The organism is Enterobacter sp. CFEC122 (assembly GCF_052983755.1).
The window spans coordinates 32,632-56,482 of the sequence record NZ_JBRIQR010000019.1 but is presented as its reverse complement, the minus strand read 5'-3'; the positions used below and the strand labels follow the sequence as shown (position 1 = coordinate 56,482).

General features: G+C 57.6%; 18 protein-coding genes. 10 read left to right on the top strand and 8 right to left on the bottom strand.

The window, feature by feature from the left end:
• Nucleotides 1–101: 101 nt before the first annotated feature.
• The 5 genes from mrcB (at nt 102) to fhuB (ending at nt 8,786) form a co-directional block, all read left to right on the top strand.
• The gene (gene mrcB / locus ACVCAM_RS14850) at nt 102–2,627 is read left to right on the top strand and encodes a bifunctional glycosyl transferase/transpeptidase (protein WP_008501930.1); all 2,526 of its coding nucleotides are present in this window, start codon (nt 102–104) and stop codon (nt 2,625–2,627) included.
• Nucleotides 2,628–2,858: 231 nt separating this feature from the next.
• On the top strand, nt 2,859–5,069 hold the full coding sequence (gene fhuA, locus ACVCAM_RS14845) for a ferrichrome porin FhuA (RefSeq protein ID WP_021240495.1): 2,211 nt from the start codon (nt 2,859–2,861) through the stop codon (nt 5,067–5,069).
• 50 nt (nt 5,070–5,119) lie between these two features.
• Nucleotides 5,120–5,917, top strand: coding sequence for a Fe3+-hydroxamate ABC transporter ATP-binding protein FhuC (gene fhuC / locus ACVCAM_RS14840; protein WP_047346397.1), 798 nt, complete (start codon nt 5,120–5,122; stop codon nt 5,915–5,917).
• The gene (gene fhuD / locus ACVCAM_RS14835) at nt 5,917–6,807 is read left to right on the top strand and encodes a Fe(3+)-hydroxamate ABC transporter substrate-binding protein FhuD (RefSeq protein WP_023293241.1); all 891 of its coding nucleotides are present in this window, start codon (nt 5,917–5,919) and stop codon (nt 6,805–6,807) included. Before fhuC ends, fhuD begins: the two co-directional genes overlap by 1 nt.
• Nucleotides 6,804–8,786 carry a Fe(3+)-hydroxamate ABC transporter permease FhuB gene (gene fhuB / locus ACVCAM_RS14830; protein ID WP_248202208.1) on the top strand — a complete coding sequence of 661 codons (1,983 nt, stop codon included), beginning with the start codon at nt 6,804–6,806 and terminating at the stop codon, nt 8,784–8,786. Before fhuD ends, fhuB begins: the two co-directional genes overlap by 4 nt.
• An 84-nt stretch (nt 8,787–8,870) precedes the next feature.
• On the opposite strand, the gene hemL is transcribed toward fhuB, so the two are convergent.
• Nucleotides 8,871–10,151 carry a glutamate-1-semialdehyde 2,1-aminomutase gene (hemL, locus tag ACVCAM_RS14825; protein ID WP_008501925.1) on the bottom strand — a complete coding sequence of 427 codons (1,281 nt, stop codon included), beginning with the start codon at nt 10,149–10,151 and terminating at the stop codon, nt 8,871–8,873.
• Nucleotides 10,152–10,328: 177 nt separating this feature from the next.
• Here hemL and clcA point away from each other — a divergent pair, with 177 nt between their 5' ends.
• Both clcA and erpA read left to right on the top strand, forming a co-directional pair.
• The gene (clcA, locus tag ACVCAM_RS14820; RefSeq protein ID WP_021240492.1) at nt 10,329–11,729 is read left to right on the top strand and encodes a H(+)/Cl(-) exchange transporter ClcA; all 1,401 of its coding nucleotides are present in this window, start codon (nt 10,329–10,331) and stop codon (nt 11,727–11,729) included.
• A gap of 79 nt (nt 11,730–11,808) precedes the next feature.
• On the top strand, nt 11,809–12,153 hold the full coding sequence (gene erpA / locus ACVCAM_RS14815) for an iron-sulfur cluster insertion protein ErpA (RefSeq protein ID WP_008501923.1): 345 nt from the start codon (nt 11,809–11,811) through the stop codon (nt 12,151–12,153).
• 58 nt (nt 12,154–12,211) lie between these two features.
• Here the strand turns inward: erpA and ACVCAM_RS14810 are convergent, their stop codons facing one another.
• The 3 genes from ACVCAM_RS14810 to mtnN are packed head-to-tail and all read right to left on the bottom strand — an operon-like array spanning nt 12,212 to nt 14,354.
• Nucleotides 12,212–12,835: a TRIC cation channel family protein gene (locus ACVCAM_RS14810; RefSeq protein ID WP_008501922.1), complete on the bottom strand. Its 624-nt coding sequence runs from the start codon at nt 12,833–12,835 to the stop codon at nt 12,212–12,214.
• 27 nt (nt 12,836–12,862) lie between these two features.
• Nucleotides 12,863–13,663: a vitamin B12 ABC transporter substrate-binding protein BtuF gene (btuF, locus tag ACVCAM_RS14805; RefSeq protein WP_039265702.1), complete on the bottom strand. Its 801-nt coding sequence runs from the start codon at nt 13,661–13,663 to the stop codon at nt 12,863–12,865.
• Nucleotides 13,656–14,354: a 5'-methylthioadenosine/S-adenosylhomocysteine nucleosidase gene (gene mtnN, locus ACVCAM_RS14800; RefSeq protein ID WP_008501920.1), complete on the bottom strand. Its 699-nt coding sequence runs from the start codon at nt 14,352–14,354 to the stop codon at nt 13,656–13,658. Before mtnN ends, btuF begins: the two co-directional genes overlap by 8 nt.
• Before the next feature lie 82 nt (nt 14,355–14,436).
• On the opposite strand from mtnN, the gene dgt reads away from it, so the two are divergent.
• The 3 genes from dgt to cdaR all read left to right on the top strand — a co-directional run bounded on the left by dgt (nt 14,437) and on the right by cdaR (nt 18,824).
• On the top strand, nt 14,437–15,951 hold the full coding sequence (gene dgt / locus ACVCAM_RS14795; RefSeq protein ID WP_008501919.1) for a dGTPase: 1,515 nt from the start codon (nt 14,437–14,439) through the stop codon (nt 15,949–15,951).
• Nucleotides 15,952–16,082: 131 nt separating this feature from the next.
• Entirely contained in the window at nt 16,083–17,519 is a 1,437-nt protein-coding gene (gene degP, locus ACVCAM_RS14790) for a serine endoprotease DegP (RefSeq protein WP_008501918.1), read from the top strand.
• A 147-nt stretch (nt 17,520–17,666) separates the two neighbouring features.
• Nucleotides 17,667–18,824: a DNA-binding transcriptional regulator CdaR gene (gene cdaR, locus ACVCAM_RS14785; protein WP_008501917.1), complete on the top strand. Its 1,158-nt coding sequence runs from the start codon at nt 17,667–17,669 to the stop codon at nt 18,822–18,824.
• 89 nt (nt 18,825–18,913) lie between these two features.
• On the opposite strand, the gene ACVCAM_RS14780 is transcribed toward cdaR, so the two are convergent.
• From ACVCAM_RS14780 to map, 4 genes are all read right to left on the bottom strand, one after another.
• Nucleotides 18,914–19,303 (bottom strand): DUF3461 family protein, encoded by a 390-nt coding sequence (locus ACVCAM_RS14780; protein WP_008501916.1) that lies wholly within the window; start codon nt 19,301–19,303, stop codon nt 18,914–18,916.
• 111 nt (nt 19,304–19,414) lie between these two features.
• Nucleotides 19,415–20,239 (bottom strand): 2,3,4,5-tetrahydropyridine-2,6-dicarboxylate N-succinyltransferase, encoded by an 825-nt coding sequence (dapD, locus tag ACVCAM_RS14775; RefSeq protein WP_008501915.1) that lies wholly within the window; start codon nt 20,237–20,239, stop codon nt 19,415–19,417.
• Between the two features lie 32 nt (nt 20,240–20,271).
• Nucleotides 20,272–22,947, bottom strand: a complete 2,676-nt coding sequence (gene glnD, locus ACVCAM_RS14770) for a bifunctional uridylyltransferase/uridylyl-removing protein GlnD (protein ID WP_023345458.1) — start codon at nt 22,945–22,947, stop codon at nt 20,272–20,274.
• 62 nt (nt 22,948–23,009) lie between these two features.
• Nucleotides 23,010–23,804 (bottom strand): type I methionyl aminopeptidase, encoded by a 795-nt coding sequence (gene map, locus ACVCAM_RS14765; protein ID WP_008501913.1) that lies wholly within the window; start codon nt 23,802–23,804, stop codon nt 23,010–23,012.
• Between the last annotated feature and the right edge of the window lie 47 nt (nt 23,805–23,851).

Below are 23,851 nucleotides of genomic sequence, written 5' to 3'. Positions count from 1 at the left end.
ACAGGGAGAGGGAGAACTAATTTTGAGAGATTTCTTCTTTCACAGACCGGTGGAAGAAAAGAGAATCGGGCCTTTGCGCCTGAAAGTTGCGGAGAAAAAGCATGGCGGGGAATGACCGCGAGCCAATAGGACGTAAGGGAAGACCAACGCGTCCGGCGAAAGAAAAGGTAAGCCGTCGTCGCCTCAGAGATGAGGACTATGACGATGACTATGAAGACGATGATGAGGATGAAGAACCGATGCCGCGTAAAGGGAAAGGCAAAGGGCGCAAGCCTCGGGGCAAACGCGGCTGGTTCTGGCTGCTGCTGAAGCTCTTTATTGTTTTTGTTGTGCTGATGGCAATTTACGGCGTCTATCTGGATCAGAAGATCCGCAGCCGTATCGACGGTAAAGTCTGGCAGTTACCTGCGGCCGTGTATGGCCGCATGGTGAACCTTGAGCCAGATATGTCCATCACGAAAAACGAAATGGTAAAACTGCTGGAAGCTACCCAGTATCGTCAGGTGTCAAAAATGACGCGCCCTGGCGAATTCACCGTGCAGGCCAACAGCATTGAGATGATCCGCCGTCCGTTTGATTTCCCGGACAGCAAAGAGGGTCAGGTGCGCGCGCGTCTGACCTTTGACGGCGATCGTCTGGATACCATCGAGAACATGGATAACAACCGTCAGTTCGGTTTCTTCCGTCTCGATCCCCGCCTGATCACCATGCTCTCGTCGGCGAACGGCGAACAGCGTCTGTTCGTGGCGCGTAACGGCTTCCCGGATCTGCTGGTTGATACCCTGCTGGCAACCGAAGACCGCCACTTCTACGAGCATGACGGCATCAGCCTCTACTCGATTGGCCGTGCGGTCCTGGCTAACCTGACCGCGGGCCGTACCGTGCAGGGGGCAAGTACGCTGACCCAGCAGCTGGTGAAGAACCTGTTCCTCTCCAGCGAGCGCTCTTACTGGCGTAAAGCGAACGAAGCGTATATGGCCGTGCTGATGGATGCGCGCTACAGCAAGGATCGTATCCTTGAGCTGTATATGAACGAGGTGTACCTCGGTCAGAGCGGCGACAACGAAATCCGCGGCTTCCCGCTGGCGAGCCTGTACTACTTTGGTCGTCCGGTTGAAGAGCTGAGTCTGGATCAGCAGGCGCTGCTGGTGGGCATGGTGAAAGGGGCGTCCATTTATAACCCGTGGCGTAACCCGAAACTGGCGCTGGAGCGTCGTAACCTCGTTCTGCGTCTGCTGCAACAGCAGCAGGTGATTGACCAGGAGCTGTACGACATGCTGAGCGCGCGTCCGCTCGGCGTGCAGCCGCGCGGTGGGGTGATCTCGCCTCAGCCTGCGTTTATGCAGCTGGTGCGTCAGGAGCTGCAAAGCAAGCTGGGTGACAAAGTGAAAGATCTCTCCGGCGTGAAGATCTTTACGACCTTTGACTCCGTGGCGCAGGATGCGGCAGAAAAAGCGGCGGTGGAAGGCATTCCGGCGCTGAAGAAACAGCGTAAGCTCTCCGATCTTGAAACCGCGATGGTGGTGGTTGACCGTAACTCCGGCGAAGTTCGTGCGATGGTGGGCGGTGCCGAGCCGCAGTTTGCTGGCTATAACCGTGCCATGCAGGCGCGTCGCTCGATCGGCTCTCTGGCAAAACCGGCAACCTATCTCACTGCCCTGAGTCAGCCAAACCAGTATCGTCTGAATACCTGGATTGCGGATGCGCCGATCTCCCTGCGCCAGCCTAACGGCCAGGTGTGGTCACCGCAGAACGACGACAAGCAGTTTAGCGGTCAGGTTATGCTGGTGGATGCGTTGACGCGCTCCATGAACGTGCCGACGGTGAACCTGGGCATGTCGCTGGGTCTGCCAGCGATTGTCGATACCTGGCAGAAGCTGGGCGTGGCGAAAGATCAGCTGCACCCGGTACCGGCGATGATCCTGGGGGCGCTCAACCTGACGCCGATCGAAGTGGCGCAGGCGTTCCAGACGATCGCCAGCGGCGGTAACCGCGCGCCGCTCTCCGCCCTGCGTTCAGTGATTGCCGAAGATGGCTCCGTGCTGTATCAGAGCTTCCCGCAGGCGGAACGTGCCGTTCCTGCGCAGGCAGCCTATATGACGCTGTGGACGATGCAGCAGGTGGTGCAGCGCGGTACCGGCCGTCAGCTGGGGGCGAAGTATCCGGGCCTGCATCTGGCGGGTAAAACCGGGACCACCAACAACAACGTTGATACCTGGTTTGCCGGTATTGATGGTCGTGAAGTGGTGATCACCTGGGTAGGCCGCGACAACAACCAGCCGACCAAGCTGTACGGCGCGAGCGGGGCGATGTCGATTTACCAGCGCTATCTGGCGAATCAGTCCCCGGTGCCGCTGAACCTGGTTGCGCCGGAAGATATCGTCGATATGGGCGTGGACAGTTCCGGTAACTTCGTCTGCGGCGGCGGAATGCGTACTCTGCCGGTCTGGACAACCAACCCGGATTCCCTGTGCCAGCAAAGCCAGCCAGAACAGCCAACGGGTAACCCGTTCGAGCAGTCTTCTCAGCCACAGCAGCCGCAGCAGCAACAGCCGCAGCAGCAGAACGAGAAGAAAGACAGCGATGGTGTCGCAGGCTGGATTAAAGATATGTTCGGCGGTAACTAACCGCGTGAGGTCCCCCCGCAAGGGGGGATTTTTTTACCCATTCCCCCCCTTTTTTTAACCCTCTTTTTAATATTGATTAACCCTTCGTTCTCTCTTGGTTATTTCTTAAACCCTTAATTCTCGTAGGGCCGCTTACTGCTTGCTATGCAGTCAGCGTTTCGCCTATTATGCTGCGGTCATAATAATAATTCTCGTTTACGTTATCATTCACTTTTCCATCAGAGATACACCATGGCGCTTTCCAATACTGCTCAGCCAATCAATACGTCGCTGCGTAAAATCGCGGTCGTCGTCGCCACAGCGGTTGCCGGCATGTCGGCTTATACACATGCTGCCGAAACCCCGAAAAAAGAAGAAACCATTACGGTAACCGCAGCACCTGCGGCACAGGAAAGTGCCTGGGGACCGGCACCCACGATTGCGGCTAAACGCACCGCCACCGCGACCAAGACCGATACCCCGATTGAGAAAACCCCGCAGTCTATTTCTGTCGTCACCCGTGAAGAGATGGACATGAAGCAGCCGGGCACGGTTAAACAGGCGCTGGCCTATACGCCGAGCGTGTTCGCAACACGCGGGGCGTCTACAACGTATGACGTTGTTTCTATTCGTGGGTTCACCACCTCCAGTACCGTGAATACTAACCAGTATCTGGACGGGATGAAGCTGCAGGGAGATAACTATTCTGAAGCGTCCATGGATCCGTATTTCCTTGAGCGCGTCGAGCTGCTGCGTGGCCCAACGTCCGTTCTGTACGGTAAAAGCCACCCGGGCGGCGTGGTCAGCATGGTCAGCAAGCGCCCAACCACCGAGCCACTGAAAGAAATTCAGTTCAAAATGGGTACCGATAACCTGTGGCAGACTGGGTTTGATTTCAGCGATGCGATTGATGATGACGGCGTGTGGTCATACCGTCTGACCGGTCTGGGGCGCAGCGAAAATGCGCAGCAGGAGATGGTGAAATCTTCCCGCTACGCCATTGCACCTGCTTTCAGCTGGCGTCCTGACGATAAAACCGATTTTACTTTCCTGAGCAACTTCCAGAGCGATCCGGATGCAGGCTATTACGGCTGGCTGCCGCGGGAAGGTACCGTTGTGCCTTACTACGATGCCAACGGCAAAGCACACAAGCTGCCGACCGATTTCAACGAAGGTGAAGAAGATAACAAGATCTCCCGTCGTCAGAAAATGGTGGGTTACAGCTTCTCGCATCAGTTTGATGACACCTTTACCGTGCGTCAAAACCTGCGTTACACCAAAATCAATACGCTTTACCGTTCCGTCTACGGTAACGGCTATATTGCACCGGCTCAGATCAGCCGCGCGTATGTGCGCTCCGATGAGGACCTCAACTCGTTTACCGTTGATACTCAGCTTCAGTCCAAATTTGCGACGGGTGCAGTGGATCATACCCTGTTGACGGGCGTTGATTACCTCCGCATGCGTAATGATATTGATGCTGACTACGGCACGGCCGATCCCATCAGTATGACGAAGCCTGCGTACGGCAATCCAAATGTCGACGTTTACTACCTTTACAAAGTGCTCAACCGTCAGGAACAAACCGGCCTTTATGCGCAGGATCAGGCTGAATGGGATAAGTGGGTACTCACAATGGGTGGCCGCTATGACTTTGCGAAAACCTCAGCACTGACGCGTACAACCGGTACTACCGCGGAAATCAACGATCAGGCATTCACGTGGCGCGGCGGGATTAACTACCTGTTCGACAACGGCATCACGCCTTATTTCAGCTATAGCGAATCGTTCGAACCGATTTCGGGTACCACTCAGGGCGGCAAACCGTTCGATCCTGCACGCGGCAAGCAGTATGAAGCAGGCGTGAAATACGTACCGAAAGATCTGCCTGTTGTGGTCACGGCTGCTGTTTATCAGTTAACCAAAAACAACAACCTGACGGCCGATCCGGCGAACCCGACCAGCGGCTTTAGCGTGCAGGGCGGTGAAATTCGCTCTCGCGGTTTCGAACTGGAAGCGAAAGCTGCCGTCTCTGCCAACGTGAACGTGACGGCTTCCTATAGCTTTACTGATGCCAAATACACGCACGATACCTGGTATGAAGGCCGTCGTCCGGCGGAAGTGCCGCGCAATATGGCGTCTCTGTGGGCAGATTATACCTTCCATGAGACGGCGTTGAGCGGTCTGACGGTAGGGGCTGGCACCCGTTACATTGGTAACACCGTGTCCTATTACTCTGCCTCGTCGCCAAAAGCCTACCAGTCATTCAACGTCGCGGGCTATGCCCTGGCGGATGCCACCGTGAAATACGATCTGGCACGCTTTGGACTTCCCGGCTCTTCTGTCGGCGTCAACGTGAACAACATCTTCGATCGCGAATACGTCTCCAGCTGCTACAGCGAATATGCCTGCTACTGGGGAGCAGGACGTCAGGTTGTTGCTACCGCGACATTCCGCTTCTAATCTCTCTTCGGGCACGGTTCGCCGTGCCCTTTTTATTTAAGTTGGCTGATATGCAGGATAATCAAACGCAACCCGACACCACCTTTACGCTCAACCATCTCTCCTTTCGCGTACCCGGGCGCACCTTGCTGCATCCGCTCTCTTTGACGTTTCCCGCAGGTAAAGTCACTGGCCTGATTGGTCACAACGGTTCCGGTAAGTCCACGCTGCTCAAGATGCTGGGACGACATCAGCCGCCGTCAGAAGGCGACATCCTGCTGGATGACCAACCGCTGGAGAGCTGGAGCAGTAAAGCCTTTGCGCGCAAAGTGGCGTATCTGCCGCAGCAGCTGCCGCAGGCGGAGGGGATGACGGTGCGAGAACTGGTGGCGATTGGGCGTTATCCGTGGCATGGCGCGCTTGGACGCTTTGGCGTGGCCGACAGAGAGAAAGTGGAAGAGGCGATTGCGCTGGTCGGGCTTAAGCCGCTGGCGCACCGTCTGGTGGATAGCCTGTCCGGCGGTGAACGCCAGCGCGCGTGGATTGCAATGCTGGTGGCCCAGGACAGCCGCTGCCTGCTCCTCGACGAACCCACCTCCGCACTTGATATCGCCCATCAGGTCGATGTTCTGGCGCTGGTGCACCGCTTGAGCCAGCAGCGCGGTCTGACGGTGATTGCGGTGCTGCATGATATCAACATGGCGGCACGCTACTGCGATTACCTTGTTGCGCTGCGCGGCGGCGAAATGATTGCGCAGGGAACGCCGTCCGAGCTGATGCGCAGCGAAACGCTGGAACACATTTACGGTATTCCGATGGGTATTCTGCCTCACCCGGCCGGGGCTGCACCGGTGAGCTTCGTGTACTGATGCTGGACAACATGCGCATTAGCCGCCGTCGCCTGCTGACGGCGATGGCCCTCTCACCGCTGCTGTTAAAAATGAATACGGCGCGTGCCGCCGCCGTCGATCCGCACCGCATAGTGGCGCTGGAGTGGTTGCCGGTCGAGCTGATGATGGCGCTCGGCGTTACGCCCTACGGCGTCGCGGACATTCCCAACTATAACCTCTGGGTGAACGAGCCGAAGCTGCCGGACTCGGTGATCGACGTCGGCCTGCGTACGGAGCCAAACCTCGAGCTGCTCACCCAGATGAAACCCTCGTTCCTGTTCTGGTCCGCGGGCTACGGTCCGTCAGAAGAGGTGATGGCGCGCATTGCGCCCGGGCGCGGATTCGCTTTCAGCGACGGTAAAAAACCGCTGGCCGTAGCGAAAAATTCGATTGGCGAGATGGCGCATTTCCTTAACCGGGAAGCGGAGGCCAAACGGCATCTCGACGAATTTGATGCCCTGATCGACTCCCTGAAGCCGCGTTTTGCTCACCGGGGCGATCGTCCGCTGCTGATGGTGACGCTGCTGGATGCCCGCCATATGCTGGTCTTTGGTAAAAACTGCCTGTTCCAGGAGGTGCTGGACAGCTTCGGCATTCGCAACGCCTGGGAAGGGGAGATGACGTTCTGGGGCAGTACCGCTGTGGGTATCGATCGCCTCGCGGCGTTTCGCGATGTGGATGTGCTGTGCTTCGATCACGGCAACGAGCGCGACATGCAAACCCTGATGGCGACCCCGCTCTGGCAGGCGATGCCGTTTGTGCGCGAGCGGCGCTTCCAGCGCGCTCCGGCGGTCTGGTTCTACGGCGCGACGCTGTCGGCGATGCATTTTGCCCGCGTGCTGGATAACGCCCTGGGAGGTAAAGCATGAATACGCGTATTGCCCGTTTCCCGGCGCTTCTGCTGATGCTGATTTTTCTTGCCGCGCTGGCGTTAACCGGGTTCAACCTCTCTGCCGCGTTACCGCGCGCGCAATGGGGAGCCGCGCTGGCCTCGCCGGATATCGACAATATTCAGCAGATGCTGTTCCACTACAGCCTGCTGCCGCGTCTGGCAATCTCCCTTTTAGTCGGTGCCGGCTTAGGGCTGGTGGGCGTGCTGTTCCAGCAGGTGTTACGTAACCCGCTGGCGGAGCCAACCACGCTCGGCGTCGCGACCGGCGCACAGCTTGGGATCACTATCACCACGCTGTGGGCGCTGCCGGGAGCGTTAACCTCGCAGTTTGCGGCACTCGCGGGGGCGTGCGTAGTGGGCGCACTGGTCTTTGGCGTGGCCTGGGGCAAACGCCTTTCCCCTGTGACGCTCATTCTGGCCGGGCTGGTGGTGAGCCTCTACTGTGGCGCCATTAACCAGCTGCTGGTGCTTTTCCACCACGATCGGCTGCAAAGCATGTTCCTGTGGAGTACCGGTACGCTCACCCAAACCGACTGGAGCGTTGTGCTGCGCCTGTGGCCGCAGCTGGCTGGCGGTGTCGTGCTGACGCTACTGCTCCTGCGCCCTCTTACGCTGATGGGACTGGATGATGGCGTGGCGCGTAACCTGGGGCTGGCGCTGTCACTGGCTCGCCTGGCGGCGCTGACGCTGGCGATTGTATTAAGCGCCCTGCTGGTGAACGCGGTCGGCATCATCGGGTTTATCGGCCTGTTTGCGCCCCTGCTGGCGAAAATGCTCGGGGCGCGTCGTTTGCTGGCGCGTCTGCTGCTGGCCTCGCTGATTGGGGCGCTGATCCTCTGGCTTTCCGATCAGCTTATTCTCTGGCTGGCGCGGGTGTGGCGGGAAGTCTCTACCGGCTCGGTCACGGCGCTTATCGGTGCGCCGCTGCTGCTTTGGCTGCTGCCGCGTCTGCGCAGCATGAGCGCACCGGCGATGGATGCGGGCGATAAAGTCCATGCTGAACGTCAGTCGGTACTGTGGTTTAGCCTTGCCGGGCTGGCGGTGCTGGTTATTGCCTCGTTCGCGGCGCTCTCATTCGGTCGCGATGCCGCGGGCTGGCACTGGGCAACGGGCGATTTACTCAACGATCTGCTGCAGTGGCGCTGGCCGCGTATCTTTGCTGCGCTGATCGCAGGGGTAATGCTGGCGGTGGCGGGGTGCATTATTCAGCGTCTGACCGGCAACCCGATGGCGAGCCCGGAAGTGCTTGGGATCAGCTCTGGCGCCGCCTTTGGCGTGGTGCTGATGCTGTTCTTTGTGCCGGGCAATGCGTTTGGCTGGCTGATGCCTGCCGGCAGTCTCGGGGCGGCGGTTACGCTGCTGATTATCCTGATTGCCGCTGGTCGAGGCGGGTTTTCACCGCACCGCATGCTGCTGGCGGGGATGGCGCTCAGCACCGCGTTCACCATGCTGCTGATGATGCTGCAGGCAAGCGGCGACCCGCGTATGGCGAAGATCCTGACCTGGATATCCGGCTCAACGTACGGCGCGACCGGCAGCCAGGCGATCGGGTCCGGGCTCGTGATGATCGTACTGCTGGCGATGGTGCCGCTGTGCCGACGCTGGCTGACTATTCTGCCGCTCGGCGGTGAAACCGCACGTGCGGTGGGCATGGCGCTGACGCCAGCGCGTGTAGCGCTGCTGCTGCTCGCCGCGTGCCTGACGGCGACGGCCACCATGACGATTGGCCCGCTGAGTTTTGTGGGGTTAATGGCGCCGCATATCGCCAGAATGATGGGGTTCCGCCGGACGATGCCGCATATTGTCATGTCGGCCCTCACGGGCGGGGTGATGCTGGTGTTTGCAGACTGGTGCGGAAGAATGGTGCTGTTCCCGTATCAGATCCCGGCGGGGCTGCTGTCGACCTTTATTGGTGCGCCGTATTTTATTTATCTGTTGAGAAAGCAGAGTCGGTAATCAGGTGCGGCTTGATGCCCTCTCCCACGGGGAGAGGGAGAATACCGTAGGCCGGGTAAGCGTTAGCGCCACCCGGCAATGCTCTTAGAGCTTCGCAAACACCTTACGCGCCGCGTCAATGGTGTTGTTGATATCTTCTTCGCTGTGCGCCACGGACATAAAGCCCGCCTCGAATGCGGACGGTGCCAGGTAGACGCCTTCTTCCAGCATCAGGTGGAAGAAGCGCTTGAAGCGTTCAACGTCGCACTTCACCACGTCCTGATAGCGGGTCACGGTTTTCGCCTCGGTGAAGAAAATCCCGAACATCCCGCCTACGTGGTTAACCACCAGCGGAATACCGGCCTCTTCTGCCGCTTCCAGCAGGCCGTTTGCCAGCTGCGTGGTCCGGTCGGTCAGGGTTTCGTGAATACCAGGCTGAGCCACTTCGGTCAGGCAGGCAAAGCCCGCCGCCATGGCGATAGGGTTACCGGAGAGCGTGCCCGCCTGGTAAACCGGGCCGGTTGGAGCCAGCGCTTCCATGACGTCCTTACGTCCACCGAACGCGCCGACCGGCATGCCGCCGCCGATGATTTTACCCAGACAGGTGAGGTCCGGCTCCACGCCGTAATAAGACTGGGCGCCCGCCAGCGCCACGCGGAAGCCGGTCATCACTTCGTCGATGATCAGCAGCGCGCCGAACTCATCGCACAGGGCGCGCAGGCCCGGCAGGAAGTCAGGCTGCGGTGGGATACAGTTCATGTTGCCCGCAACTGGCTCAACGATGATGCAGGCGATCTCCTGCGGATACTGCTCGAACGCCGCGCGAACGGTGTTCAGATCGTTATAGGTGCAGGTCAGGGTATGCTTCGCGAAATCCGCAGGTACGCCAGGCGAGTTTGGCTGGCCGAGCGTCAGCGCGCCGGAACCCGCTTTCACCAGCAGGCAGTCCGCGTGGCCGTGGTAGCAGCCTTCGAACTTGATGATTTTATCGCGGCCGGTAAAACCGCGCGCCAGTCGGATGGCGCTCATGGTGGCTTCGGTACCGGAGTTCACCATGCGCACCATGTCCATGGTCGGGACCAGCTCGGTGACCAGTTCCGCCATCTTCACTTCCATTTCGGTAGGCGCACCGAAGCTCAGGCCGCGCTGGGCGGCTTCAATTACCGCGTTACGAATGGCCGGGTGGTTGTGACCCAGCACCATCGGCCCCCAGGAGCCGACGTAATCGATATAGGCTTTGCCATCGACATCATACAGATACGCGCCGTCAGCACGTTCGATAAACAGCGGCGTGCCGCCCACGCCGGTAAAGGCGCGCACAGGTGAGTTCACGCCACCCGGAATAAGCTCGCGGGCTGCACTGTAGAGGTTTTCAGACTTGCTCATGGCGTCGTTCCTGGTTCGTATAAAATGATTAAGCCCACTATTCTAAGTGATTCGGGGAAGGTTATGAAATTTTTAGCCTGGTAATGCTTTAAGATTTGTTAAGTAATTTTCAGGAGACGGTGGGGCTGTCTCTGGTAAAATCCACGCGGCTTTTTGTATGACGAATAAGTACAGGATATGAAATCAGATTCTCCGTCTTTTGAAGAACAACAGTTTACGCGCGCCCAGCATCGAATCAGTATTCGACGGCTGCTCAATCGCGATAAAACGCCGCTGGCGATCCTGCTGGCCGCTGCCGTGGTGGGAACACTCGCCGGTCTGGTGGGCGTGGCGTTTGAAAAAGCGGTTAATGCCGTGCTCAACTGGCGAGTGGGAACCGTGGCCGGTTTCGCCGACAGCCGATGGCTGGTCTGGGTTGCGGCGTTCGGGCTGTCGGCGCTGTTCGCCATGGTGGGGTATTTTCTGGTGCGTAAATTTGCGCCGGAGGCGGGCGGGTCCGGCATCCCGGAAATTGAAGGGGCGCTGGAGGAGCTGCGTCCGGTGCGCTGGTGGCGAGTCATTCCGGTGAAATTTATCGGCGGCATGGGTACGCTGGGCGCGGGAATGGTGCTCGGCAGGGAAGGACCCACGGTTCAGTTGGGCGGGAACGTCGGCCGCATGGTGGGCGATCTCTTTCGGATGCGCAGCGCCGAAGCGCGCCATACGCTGCTGGCTACCGGTGCGGCGGCGGGGCTGTCGGCGGCGTTTAACGCGCCGCTGGCGGGCATTTTGTTTATCATCGAAGAGATGCGCGCGCAGTTTCGCTACAACCTGATCTCCATTAAAGCGGTGTTTACCGGCGTCATTATGTCGAGCATCGTGTTTCGCCTCTTTAATGGCGAAGGGGCGGTCATTGAGGTGGGTAAACTGACCAACGCGCCGGTTAACACCCTGTGGCTTTACCTGATCCTCGGCATGATTTTTGGCGTGGTGGGACCGCTGTTTAACACCTTTATCCTGCGCGCTCAGGATATGTTCCAGCGTATTCACGGTGGGAATACGACTAAATGGGTGCTGATGGGCGGCCTGCTTGGCGGAATCTGTGGCGTGCTCGGGTTTATCGAGCCAAATGCCGCGGGCGGCGGCTTCGGGCTGATCCCCATTGCGGCGGCGGGGAACTTCAGCGTGGGTCTGCTGCTGTTTATGTTTATCTCCCGCGTCATCACGACGGTGCTGTGTTTTTCCTCCGGCGCGCCCGGCGGGATATTCGCCCCGATGCTGGCGCTGGGAACCTTGTTGGGCACCGCGTTTGGTATGGCGGCTGAAGCGGGCTTTCCCGCCTATCACCTTGATGCAGGGACCTTTGCGGTAGCCGGAATGGGGGCGCTGCTGGCCGCCTCCCTGCGCGCGCCGTTGACCGGGATCGTGCTGGTGCTGGAGATGACGGACAATTACCAGCTCATTTTGCCAATGATCATTACCTGTCTCGGGGCGACACTATTAGCCCAGTTCCTGGGGGGAAAACCGCTATACTCCACCATCCTCGCGCGTACCCTGGCAAAACAAGAGGCGGAGCGGGCCGCCGCGCAGAATACTTGAATGAATTACCAGGGTATTAGATAATGACGAAAAGAATTGGGTGAATTTTACCCAATAGCAGTATTCATGGGAGCATAAGATGAGTGATGACGTAGCTGTGCCGCTGGAATTTACCGAAGCAGCAGCCAACAAAGTGAAAACCCTGATTGCCGACGAAGACAATCCGGATCTGAAACTGCGTGTCTATATTACCGGTGGCGGCTGCAGCGGCTTCCAGTACGGTTTTACTTTTGACGATCAGGTTAACGATGGCGATATGACCATTGAGAAACAGGGCGTCGCGCTGGTGGTTGACCCGATGAGCCTGCAGTATCTGGTAGGTGGTTCGGTCGACTACACCGAAGGTCTGGAAGGTTCACGCTTTGTGGTCACCAACCCGAACGCAACAAGCACCTGCGGGTGTGGGTCTTCGTTCAGCATTTAAGCCTGAATGCGGATTGTAGGCCCGGTAAGCGAAGCGCCACCGGGCTTATAAACGACGCCTATCTTGAAGTTTCATCCAGCGCAAACGTCGGCAGCTTCAGATGCCAGCGTATCGCCGCTAAACGTATCGCCAGCGTCACGATCATCCCGAGCATCGCGGCGTTTTCCAGCGGAATGGCAAAGGTGTAATACGCGGTCGCGTGGACAATGCCGCCCGCAATACAGGCCGTCGCGTAAATTTCAGTACGCAGGATCATCGGCACCTCCCGTGCCAGAATGTCGCGAATGATCCCGCCGCCCACGCCGGTTAACACGCCCATGCAGATCGCCACCATCGGACCGGTGCCCGCATTAAACGCCTTATTGACACCAATACCGACAAACACGGCCAGACCGACGGCATCCAGTACCGGCAATATCCATTTTGGTAATCGGCGGGGCTGGCGAACCAGCACAATGGTTAACAAACAGGTGACCATCGCGACCACCAGGTCGGTCGGATCTTTCACCCAAAACACCGGGCCATTGGCCAGCGCCATATCGCGGATAGTCCCGCCGCCCACGGCGGTCACCACGCCCAGCACCAGCACGCCAAACGGATCCATGCGTAGTTTTCCGGCGAGCAGGACGCCGGAGATAGCAAAAACGGCTGTGCCAAGAATATCCAGCCAATAAACGAGCATCGTTAAATCCTCGAAAAGGGTCTTATGTTAGTGACTCTCTGCCAGCGCGGCACAGAGCTGTTTTGCGGCGAGGATAATACGCGGGCTGGCGCGTTCAAACCAGTCGCTGTTGAGGGGTATTACCGGTATTTTTAGCTGCTTTTGCCAGAATTGCTCGATTTTGGGAATTTCGCTCGCATTTCCGACCACCACGATGGCCTGTGGCTGGCGCGCCAGAACCTGCTCACGGCTTACCTGAGGCCACGGTACCCGGCTGGCTGCAAAGATGTTTTCACCGCCACAGACTTCCAGTACCTGATTCTGAATCGACCCTTTACCGGTGGTGAACAGCGGCTGGCTGCCAAACTGCAGGAAGATGCGCTTTTTAACAGGGGTATCGTATCGGGATTTCAGCGCGGCATAGTCGCTGAGCATCTGTTTCGCTGCAGCCTCGGCTTTTTTGGGCGTAGGGCTATAGGGTGCCAGGGCCTGTAGCGCCTGAGCGACCTGCTCAATGCTGACGGCATCAATCCACATGACCTTGATGCCAAGGGAGGTAAGCTGGTTGACCTGCCGCTCGGCGTTGCCGCCGCGCCAGGCCAGCACGAGATCCGGTTTCAGCGCCACGATGCGCTCAAGGTTCATCCCTTGCCAGGTTGCCACCTGTTCAATGCCTGTCGCCTGAGGGGGATAATCCGAAAAGCTGCTCACGCCAACGGGTGTGATCCCGGCGGCAAACGCCAGTTCGGTATTGGCGGGAGAGAGGGTAATCACACGCGGCGCGGCAAAAAGCCACGCCGGTGCGAGCAGAAGCAGGGCGGCCAGCGCCCTGAGGGGATGTTTAGCCACGTGCCAGGTTCTGCACCAGGCGTTCCACCATCACGGTGGACTGTTTTGCCGCAACGGTCAGGAACTCGTCGAAGCTGATGTGGGACTGCTGATCTGCCACGTCAGAGATGGCGCGAACCACTACAAACGGTACGTTGAAATTATGGCAAACGTGCGCGATCGCGGTCGCTTCCATCTCAACGGCCACCGCCTGAGGGAAGTTATGACGGATTTTCGCCAGGCCAACGGAGCCATTGATGAACGCATCACCGCTGACAATCAGACCGCGTACCGCGTTGAGGTTGAGCTCCGCAATGCAGGTCTCTGCCGCCGCAATCAGTTTGTCGTCCGCTTTAAACCCTGCCGGGCAGCCCGGAAGCTGGCCGTACTCGTAGCCGAACGCGGTAACGTCCGCATCGTGATAGCGCGCTTCGTCGGAAACAACGATGTCACCCACTTTCAGCGTCGGCGCCAGGCCGCCCGCAGAGCCGGTATTCACGATCACGTCCGGCTTGCAGCGCTCAAGCAGCAGGGTGGCGCCCAGCGCCGCAGCGACTTTACCGATGCCTGATTTCAGCAGAGCCACGTCAACACCGTTTAGCTGACCGGTATAGATCTCACAACCTCCCAGAGAGAGGGTCTGACGGTTCTCAATTTTGTCACGCAGAAGCGTAACTTCTTCTTCCATTGCACCAATAATGCCGATTTTCATAGATTTACTCGCGATGTGCCTTGTTAAGATGCATAGTCTATCATGCGGTTAAGGGGAAACGCATTCTCACGCGGGGGAGCACATGTCACCAATCGATTTTCGCACCAAAATTAACTGGCACCGACGTTTCCGTTCGCCGCAGGGCGACAAGAGCGAACATGAGATCCTGCGTATCTTCGAAAGCGATCGCGGGCGGATCATTAACTCGCCCGCCATCCGCCGTCTGCAGCAAAAGACCCAGGTCTTTCCGCTGGAGCGTAACGCCGCGGTGCGCACGCGCTTAACCCACTCCATGGAGGTGCAGCAGGTCGGGCGCTACATCGCCAAAGAGATTTTAAGCCGTCTCAAAGAGCAGCGCTTACTGGAAACCTATGGTCTGGACGAGCTGACGGGGCCTTTTGAGAGCATCGTTGAGATGGCCTGCCTGATGCATGACATCGGCAACCCGCCTTTCGGTCACTTTGGAGAGGCGGCTATCAATGACTGGTTTAAGCAACGGCTTTACCCTTCGGATGCGGTAAGCCAGCCGCTGAGCGACGACCGCTGCATCGTACGCGATTTACGCCTGCGTGAAGGTGAAGAGGGGCTGAACGATCTGCGCCGCAAGGTGCGCCAGGACCTCTGTCACTTTGAGGGTAACGCGCAGGGGATCCGGCTGGTGCATTCCCTGATGCGTATGAACCTGACCTGGGCGCAGGTCGGCTGCATTCTTAAATATACGCGCCCCGCGTGGTGGATGGGGGAGACGCCCGCGTCCCACAGTTATTTAATGAAAAAACCGGGCTATTACCTTTCCGAAGAGGCTTATATTGAACGGTTACGTAAAGAACTTTCATTGACGCCAAACGGCCGTTTTCCATTGACCTGGATTATGGAAGCCGCCGATGATATTTCCTATTGCGTGGCCGATCTGGAAGACGCCGTTGAGAAAAGAATTTTCAGCGTCGAGGAGCTTTATCAGCATCTTTATACGGCCTGGGGCACCCATGAAAAAGGCTCGCTGTTTGCGCAGGTTGTCGAAAATGCCTGGGAAAAATCGCGCTCAAATACATTAAGCCGCAGTACGGAAGACCAGTTCTTTATGTATTTGCGGGTCAATACATTAAATAAGCTGGTGCCGTACGCGGCGTCACGCTTTATTGATAATTTGCCGCTGATTTTCAGCGGGGAATTCAACCACGCCCTGCTGGAAGATGACAGCAGTTTCAGCCAGCTCCTCGAGCTTTATAAACATGTGGCGATGCGGCATGTATTCAGCCATCCGGATGTCGAACAGTTAGAGCTGCAGGGATATAGGGTGATCAGTGGGTTACTGGAAATTTATGCTCCGCTGCTCCAGCTGTCGGTCGACGAATTCAGCGAGCTGGTAGAACACGAGCGCGTGCGCCGTATTCCCATTGAATCACGACTTTATCAAAAACTTTCTACCCGACATCGTCTGGCGTATGTCGAAGCGATTGGCAAGCTGGATCGCCAGTCACCGCAGTGGCCGGTGATGGAATATTATTACCGCTGCCGTCTTATCCAGGACTATATCAGCGGCATGACGGATTTGTATGCCTGGGATGAATACCGCAAGCTGATGGCGGTGGAATAATTCCGGAGTTTTGTAAAGACGGCCAATAAATTTTTACCTTTTCCATAAACTTATCGCCGGAACTAAGCGGTATAAAACGAATCTGAGTTACACAGCAATTTTGCGTTACCTGTAAATCGAGATTGAGAAACATGAAAAAAACCACATTAGCAATGAGTGCACTGGCTCTGAGTTTAGGTTTAGCGCTGTCTCCTCTGACTGCTACTGCAGCCGAGACCGCGTCGTCGGCAGCAACCGCGCAGCAGATGCCAAGCCTGGCACCGATGCTCGAAAAAGTGATGCCATCGGTGGTGAGTATTAACGTTGAGGGTAGCACGACCGTCAATACGCCGCGCATGCCGCGTAACTTCCAGCAGTTCTTCGGCGACAACTCGCCGTTCTGCCAGGACGGTTCGCCATTCCAGAGCTCTCCGTTCTGTCAGGGCGGTGGCGCAGGGGATGACAGCCAGGGCGGCGGCCAGCAACAGAAATTCATGGCGCTTGGCTCGGGGGTAATCATTGATGCAGCGAAAGGCTATGTCGTCACCAACAACCACGTTGTTGATAACGCGAGCAGCATTAAGGTTCAGCTGAGCGATGGCCGTAAGTTTGACGCCAAAGTGGTCGGCAAAGATCCGCGCTCCGACATCGCGCTGATCCAGATTCAGGATCCGAAAAACCTGACGGCGATTAAAATTGCCGACTCCGACGCGCTGCGCGTGGGTGACTATACCGTGGCGATCGGTAACCCGTTCGGTCTGGGTGAAACCGTGACCTCGGGTATCGTCTCTGCACTGGGCCGCAGCGGCCTCAATGCCGAAAACTATGAAAACTTCATCCAGACGGATGCAGCGATCAACCGCGGTAACTCCGGCGGTGCGCTGGTCAACCTGAACGGCGAGCTGATCGGTATCAACACCGCGATCCTGGCACCGGACGGCGGCAACATCGGGATCGGCTTTGCTATCCCAAGTAACATGGTGAAAAACCTGACCGCGCAGATGGTGCAGTATGGCCAGGTGAAACGCGGTGAGCTGGGTATCCTGGGTACGGAACTGAACTCCGAACTGGCTAAGGCAATGAAAGTTGACGCCCAGCGCGGGGCATTCGTCAGCCAGGTGATGCCGAACTCCTCTGCGGCGAAAGCGGGTATTAAAGCGGGGGATGTGATCACCTCCCTGAACGGTAAACCGATCAGCAGCTTTGCTGCCCTGCGTGCGGAAGTGGGTTCCATGCCGATTGGCAGTAAAGTCACCCTCGGCCTGCTGCGCGACGGCAAGGCGGTTAACGTCAGCCTGGAGCTGCAGCAGAGCAGCCAGAATCAGGTGGACTCCAGCACCATCTTCAGCGGGATTGAAGGTGCCGAGATGAGCAACAAAGGCGCAGATAAAGGCGTAGTGGTGAATAACGTGAAGGCGAATTCACCGGCAGCCCGTATCGGCCTGAAAAAAGGCGATGTGATCATGGGCGCTAACCAGCAGCCGGTGAAAAACATCGCGGAACTGCGTAAGATCCTCGACAGCAAACCTTCCGTGCTGGCGCTCAATATCCAGCGTGGTGACACCTCTATTTACCTGCTGATGCAGTAATCCTCTGAAGCCCCTGTTCGCAGGGGCTTTTCTCGTTTCTGTGACCTTTCACACAAGTCCACACTTCTTCCTCTCTCTTTGTGCATCTGCACAATGCGGGCGTCGCTGAACTTCCCTATGCTTGAGCTCTGCTCACGGGAGGGTTCTATGGCTGGCTGGCATCTTGATACCAAAATGGCGCAGGATATTGTGGCGCGCACCATGCGCATCATTGATACCAATATCAACGTAATGGATGCCCGCGGGCGCATTATTGGCAGTGGCGATCGCGAGCGTATTGGGGAATTGCACGAAGGCGCGCTGCTGGTGCTCTCCCAGGGGCGCGTGGTTGATATCGACGATGCGGTAGCGAAACACCTGCACGGCGTCCGTCAGGGCATCAATTTACCGCTGCGCCTTGAAGGCGAGATTGTGGGGGTCATCGGCCTCACCGGCGAGCCTGAGTCACTGCGAAAATACGGTGAGCTGGTCTGCATGACGGCGGAGATGATGCTCGAGCAGTCGCGGCTGATGCACCTGCTGGCTCAGGACAGCCGCCTGCGCGAAGAGCTGGTGATGAACCTTATTCAGGCAGAGGAGCATACGCCTGCGCTGAGCGAGTGGGCGCAGCGTCTGGGGATCGATCTAAACCAGCCGCGCGTGGTGGCGGTCATTGAGGTCGACAGCGGCCAGCTGGGCGTAGACAGCGCGATGGCCGAGCTGCAGCAGCTGCAAAATGCACTGGCGACGCCGGAGCGCGACAACCTGGTGGCGATCGTCTCTCTGACGGAGATGGTGGTGCTCAAACCGGCGCTCAATGCGTTTGGCCGCTGGGATGCGGACGATCATCGCCGTCGCGTGGAGCAGTTAATTTCCCGTATGAAAGAGAATGGTCAGCTGCGTTTTCGCGTTGCGCTGGGCAACTACTTTACCGGTCCGGGCAGTATCGCCCGCTCCTGGCGAACCGCGCGCACCACCATGATGGTGGGTAAGCAGCGAATGCCGGAAAGTCGCAGTTATTTCTATCAGGACCTGATGCTGCCGGTGCTGCTCGACAGCCTGCGCGGTGGCTGGCAGGCTAATGAGCTGGCGCGGCCACTGGCGCGCCTGAAAGCCATGGACAATAACGGCCTGCTGCGCCGGACGCTGCAGGCGTGGTTCCGTCATAACGTGCAGCCGCTGGCGACGTCAAAAGCGCTGTTTATCCACCGCAATACCCTGGAGTATCGGTTAAATCGAATTTCAGAGCTGACGGGGTTAGATCTGGGAAATTTCGATGACAGGCTGCTGCTGTATGTGGCGCTGCAGTTGGATGAACAGAGATGATGCTGTTTGCCGGGTGGCGGCTTCGCCTTACCCGGCCTACATGCGTTCGTAGGCCCGGTAAGCGAAGCGCCACCGGGCAATAAAACGGCTTATTTGTTGCGGGTTAATTTCTCAAGATCCGCTTCAATCTCGCTGATCTTATTGGTAACAACGCTTTCAAGGTGACGCAGGTCGTCAAGGATCTTGCGCTTGAGATCGACTTCGGTGCGGTCGCGCTGGCAGATCTGATCGAGTTCATCGATCACATAGCGCAGGTTAGGGCTGATTTCCTGTACTTCTTTGTATCCCTGTCCTACACCGTCAGCAACAACGGTCTTACGCTGGCGTGGGTATTTAAACTTCACGCTTTTGGCGAAAAACTCTCCTTTGTCCTTGTGAAAATAGATTTTCAAAATATCGTTATTGGCTTCCTGGCGGAGGCTGTAACGATCAATTTCATCAGGATTGGTAATGCCCAGACTTTTCAGATTATCGTACATAGCGGTACCCTTGATCTCAACATAACCTTTGAATAATTAACGAAAAAATCTATTTTCGCCACCCTCAGATATAAAAAAAGCGGGGTTGCCCCCGCTTTTTGTTATACCCGATTAATCGATGGTGCGCAGCAATTCGTTGATGCCCACTTTACCGCGCGTTTTCGCATCCACTTTCTTCACGATAACCGCACAGTACAGGCTGTATTTGCCATCTTTTGACGGCAGGTTGCCGGAAACCACCACGGAGCCCGCCGGAACGCGACCGTAATGCACTTCACCGGTTTCACGGTCGTAAATACGGGTGCTCTGGCCGATGTAAACGCCCATGGAGATCACGGAACCTTCTTCCACGATCACGCCTTCCACCACTTCAGAGCGCGCGCCGATGAAGCAGTTATCTTCGATGATGGTTGGGTTAGCCTGCAGTGGCTCCAGAACACCGCCGATGCCCACGCCGCCGGACAGGTGAACGTTTTTCCCGATCTGTGCGCAGGAACCAACCGTTGCCCACGTATCCACCATTGTGCCTTCATCAACGTAGGCACCGATGTTCACGTAGGATGGCATCAGCACGGTGTTGCGTGCGATGAAGGCACCCTGACGCACCGCCGCAGGCGGCACCACGCGGAAACCTTCTTTCTGGAAACGCGCTTCGTCGTAGTCAGCGAACTTCATTGGCACTTTATCGAAGTAGCGGCTTTCTGCTCCGTCGATAACCTGGTTATCGTTGATGCGGAAAGAGAGCAGCACGGCTTTCTTCAGCCATTGATGAGTGACCCACTGACCGTCGATTTTTTCTGCCACGCGCAGTGCGCCGGAATCCAGCAGGGAAATCACCTGGTTTACCGCTTCACGGGTCACGGTATCCACATTTGCCGGGGTAATCTCGGCGCGACGCTCAAAAGCGGACTCAATAACGTTCTGTAACTGCTGCATTGTTTACTCTTTCCATTTCACTAAAAAACATATCACCCTTTATCGTTTGGATTGAGGGCTGCTGTCAACCGTTGTTGCACTTCAAGCTGCAGGTCATTATTAAGGGCACGCCGGTCGGCGGTGGCGATTATAAATAAATCTTCTACTCGCTCGCCAATCGTTGTAATTCGGGCCCCATGAAGCGAAATTCCCAGATCGGCAAAAACCTGGCCGACGCGGGCGAGCAGCCCTGGCTGGTCGAGCGCGATCAGCTCCAGGAACGATTTACGATCGGTGTGGGTCGGCAGAAAATTGACCTCGGTATCCACGGTAAAGTGGCGCAATTTTGCCGGCTGGCGACGCGGCTGCGGGGGCTGCCAGCTGCGCTGGGTAATCGCCTGCTCCAGACCAAAACGTATCCCTTCATGCCTGTCCGACGACAGCGGGCTGCCGTCCGGCTCCAGCACGATAAAGGTGTCCATGGCCATGCCGTCGCGGGTGGTGAAAATCTGCGCGTCATGCACGCTCAGGTTACGTCTGTCCAGCTCGGCACAGACGGCAGCAAACAGATAAGGCCGGTCCGGGCTCCAGATGAAAATCTCCGTTCCGCCGCGCGTGGCCTGCGGGCTTAGCAGGATCATCGGCTGGGACAGATCGTGCTTGAGCAGATGCCGCGCGTGCCACGCCAGTTGGTTTGGGCTGTGGCGGACAAAATAGTTGGCGCGGCAGCGGGCCCAAATCTGATGTAGCGCCTCTTCATCAATGTTATCCATCCGCAGCAGCGCCAGCGCCTGAAGCTGGTGGTGACGCACGCGCTCGCGCATGTCCGGCGTGTTCTGCATCCCGCGACGCAGCTGTTTTTCGGTAGCGAAGTACAGCTCGCGCAGCAGGCTCTGCTTCCAGCTATTCCACAGGGTTTCGTTGGTGGCGCAAATATCCGCCACCGTCAGGCAGACCAGATAGCGCAGGCGGTTTTCCGTCTGAACTTCTTCCGCGAACTGCTTAATGACTTCCGGGTCCTGAATGTCCCGACGCTGCGCGGTGACCGACATCAGCAGGTGATGGCGCACCAGCCAGGCCACCAGCTGCGTTTCACGTGAGTTCAGGCCGTGCAGTTCGGCAAATTTCAGCACGTCCTGGGCGCCCAGTACCGAGTGGTCACCGCCGCGGCCCTTGGCGATGTCGTGGAACAGGGCGGCAATCAGGATCAGTTCCGGATGGGTCAGGCGCGGCCACAGCTCGACGCACAGCGGGTGGCGGGAGCGCGTCTCTTCTTTGGCAAAGCTCTCCAGCTTGAGCATCACGCGGATGGTGTGTTCATCCACCGTGTAGGCGTGGAACAGGTCGAACTGCATTTGGCCGACAATGTGCGACCACTGCGGCATATAGGCCCACAGCACGCTGTGGCGGTGCATCGGCAGCAGCCCGCGGCTGACGGCACCCGGGTGGCGGAGCATGCTCAGGAACAGCGAGCGCGCTTCCGGGATGTAACACAAAGGCTGCGTCAGATGTCGGCGCGCGTGGCGCAGATGGCGCAGGGTGGTGGAGTAGATCCCGGTGATGGTGCTGTTGCGCACCATGGTGTAGAACATCCGCAGGATCGCTTCCGGCTCGCGGATAAACAGCGTTTCGTCGCGCAGATCGATAAGCGTACCGCGCAGTTGGAATTCGTCATCGATCGGGCGCGGCTTTTCGTCCGCCGTCAGGGCCAGAATGGCCTCGTCGAACAGCTGCAACAGCATCTGGTTCAGCTCGGTCACCCGGCGGGTGACGCGGAAGAAATCCTTCATCATCTGCTCAACCGGCTCGTTACCTTCGCCCTGGTAATTCAGGCGCTGCGCCACGCTGAGCTGGCGGTCAAACAGCAGACGGTTATCGTAGCGGGTGACCTCCAGATGCAGGGCAAAGCGGATGCGCCACAGCAGGTGCAGACACTCGTTGAGCTCGTTACGCTCCGCCTCGGTTAAAAAGCCGAAGCCAACCATCTCGTCCAGCGAGGTGGCGCCGAAATGGCGACGGGCGACCCACTGTAACGTGTGGATGTCGCGCAGGCCGCCGGGGCTGCTTTTAATGTCAGGCTCAAGGTTATAGCTGGTGCCGTGGTAGCGCTGGTGGCGCTGGTTTTGCTCCTCGACCTTCGCGGCGAAGAACTTTTCTGACGGCCAGAAGCCGTCGCTGAAGATGTGTTTTTGCAGCTCCAGGAACAGCGCGACGTCGCCAATCAGCAGACGGGTTTCAATCAGGTTGGTGGCAACGGTCAGGTCCGATAGCCCTTCCAGCAGACACTCTTCCAGGGTGCGAACGCTGTGGCCGACTTCCAGCTTCACGTCCCAGAGCAGGGTCAGAAGCTCGCCGATTTTTTGCGCCTGTTCGTCCGGCAGCTTTTTGCGGCTTAGGATCAGGAGATCGATATCGGAAAGCGGATGCAGCTCACCGCGGCCATAGCCCCCGACGGCAACCAGCGCGACGTCGCTAACCTGCCCGAAACCGTAGTCGATCCACAGACGCTGCAGGAGCTGGTCGATAAACTCGGTGCGCGCCTCAATGAGCTGCTCGGCAGATACGCCTGCATCGAACGCGCTACCCAGCCAGCGATGGAAAACATCCATATGGGCTTTAATATGCGCGCAGGTCAGCTCGTGCGGCGGCCAGACGCCCGGGTTATCGGGCTGGTCGGGGAGGGTGGGAAGGGCTGTGTTAGCATACTGTTCGGGTAAAAGATTACTCATCGTGCGCCACCCATAAGAAAAAGCTATCGCCATTAAAAAAGCCGGCATTTGCCGGCTTCTTATCACTCAATGTTCGTCAGTATCGCCGGGATGGTGTCATCCTTGCGCAACGTCATAATTTCGCAGCCGTTGTCTGTTACCACAATAGTATGCTCGTACTGGGCAGACAAGCTTCTGTCTTTGGTTTTCACCGTCCAGCCGTCTTTCATGGTGCGGATGCGGTAGTCACCGGCGTTGACCATCGGTTCAATGGTGAAGGTCATGCCCTTTTGCAGCACAACGCCGCCGTCGTCTGCATCGTAGTGCAGAACCTGCGGCTCTTCATGGAAGACGCGGCCAATACCGTGACCGCAGTATTCGCGCACCACGGAGAACCCTTCCGCTTCCACAAATTTCTGAATTGCGGCGCCGATAGTACGCAGGCGAATACCCGGCTTCACCATTTTCAGCGCCAGGTAGAGGCTGTCCTGGGTGACTTTGCACAGGCGCTCGCCCAGGATGGTCGGCTTGCCAACGATGAACATTTTTGAGGTGTCACCGTGGTACTCGTCTTTAATGACGGTCACGTCGATGTTGACGATATCGCCGTCTTTCAGCAGTTTTTCATCGTCAGGAATGCCGTGGCACACCACTTCATTAATAGAGATGCAGACGGATTTTGGGAAACCGTGGTAGCCGAGGCAGGCGGAAACCGCGTGCTGCTCGTTCACGATATAGTCGTTACAGATGCGGTCCAGTTCACCCGTGCTGACGCCCGGCTTCACGAACGGCTCGATCATTTCCAGCACTTCCGCGGCCAGACGACCGGCGACGCGCATCTTTTCAATTTCTTCAGGTGTCTTAATAGAGATAGCCATGTAATCTGTCCATCGGTGTCGATTTTTTCGACAATACTAGTCTAAGT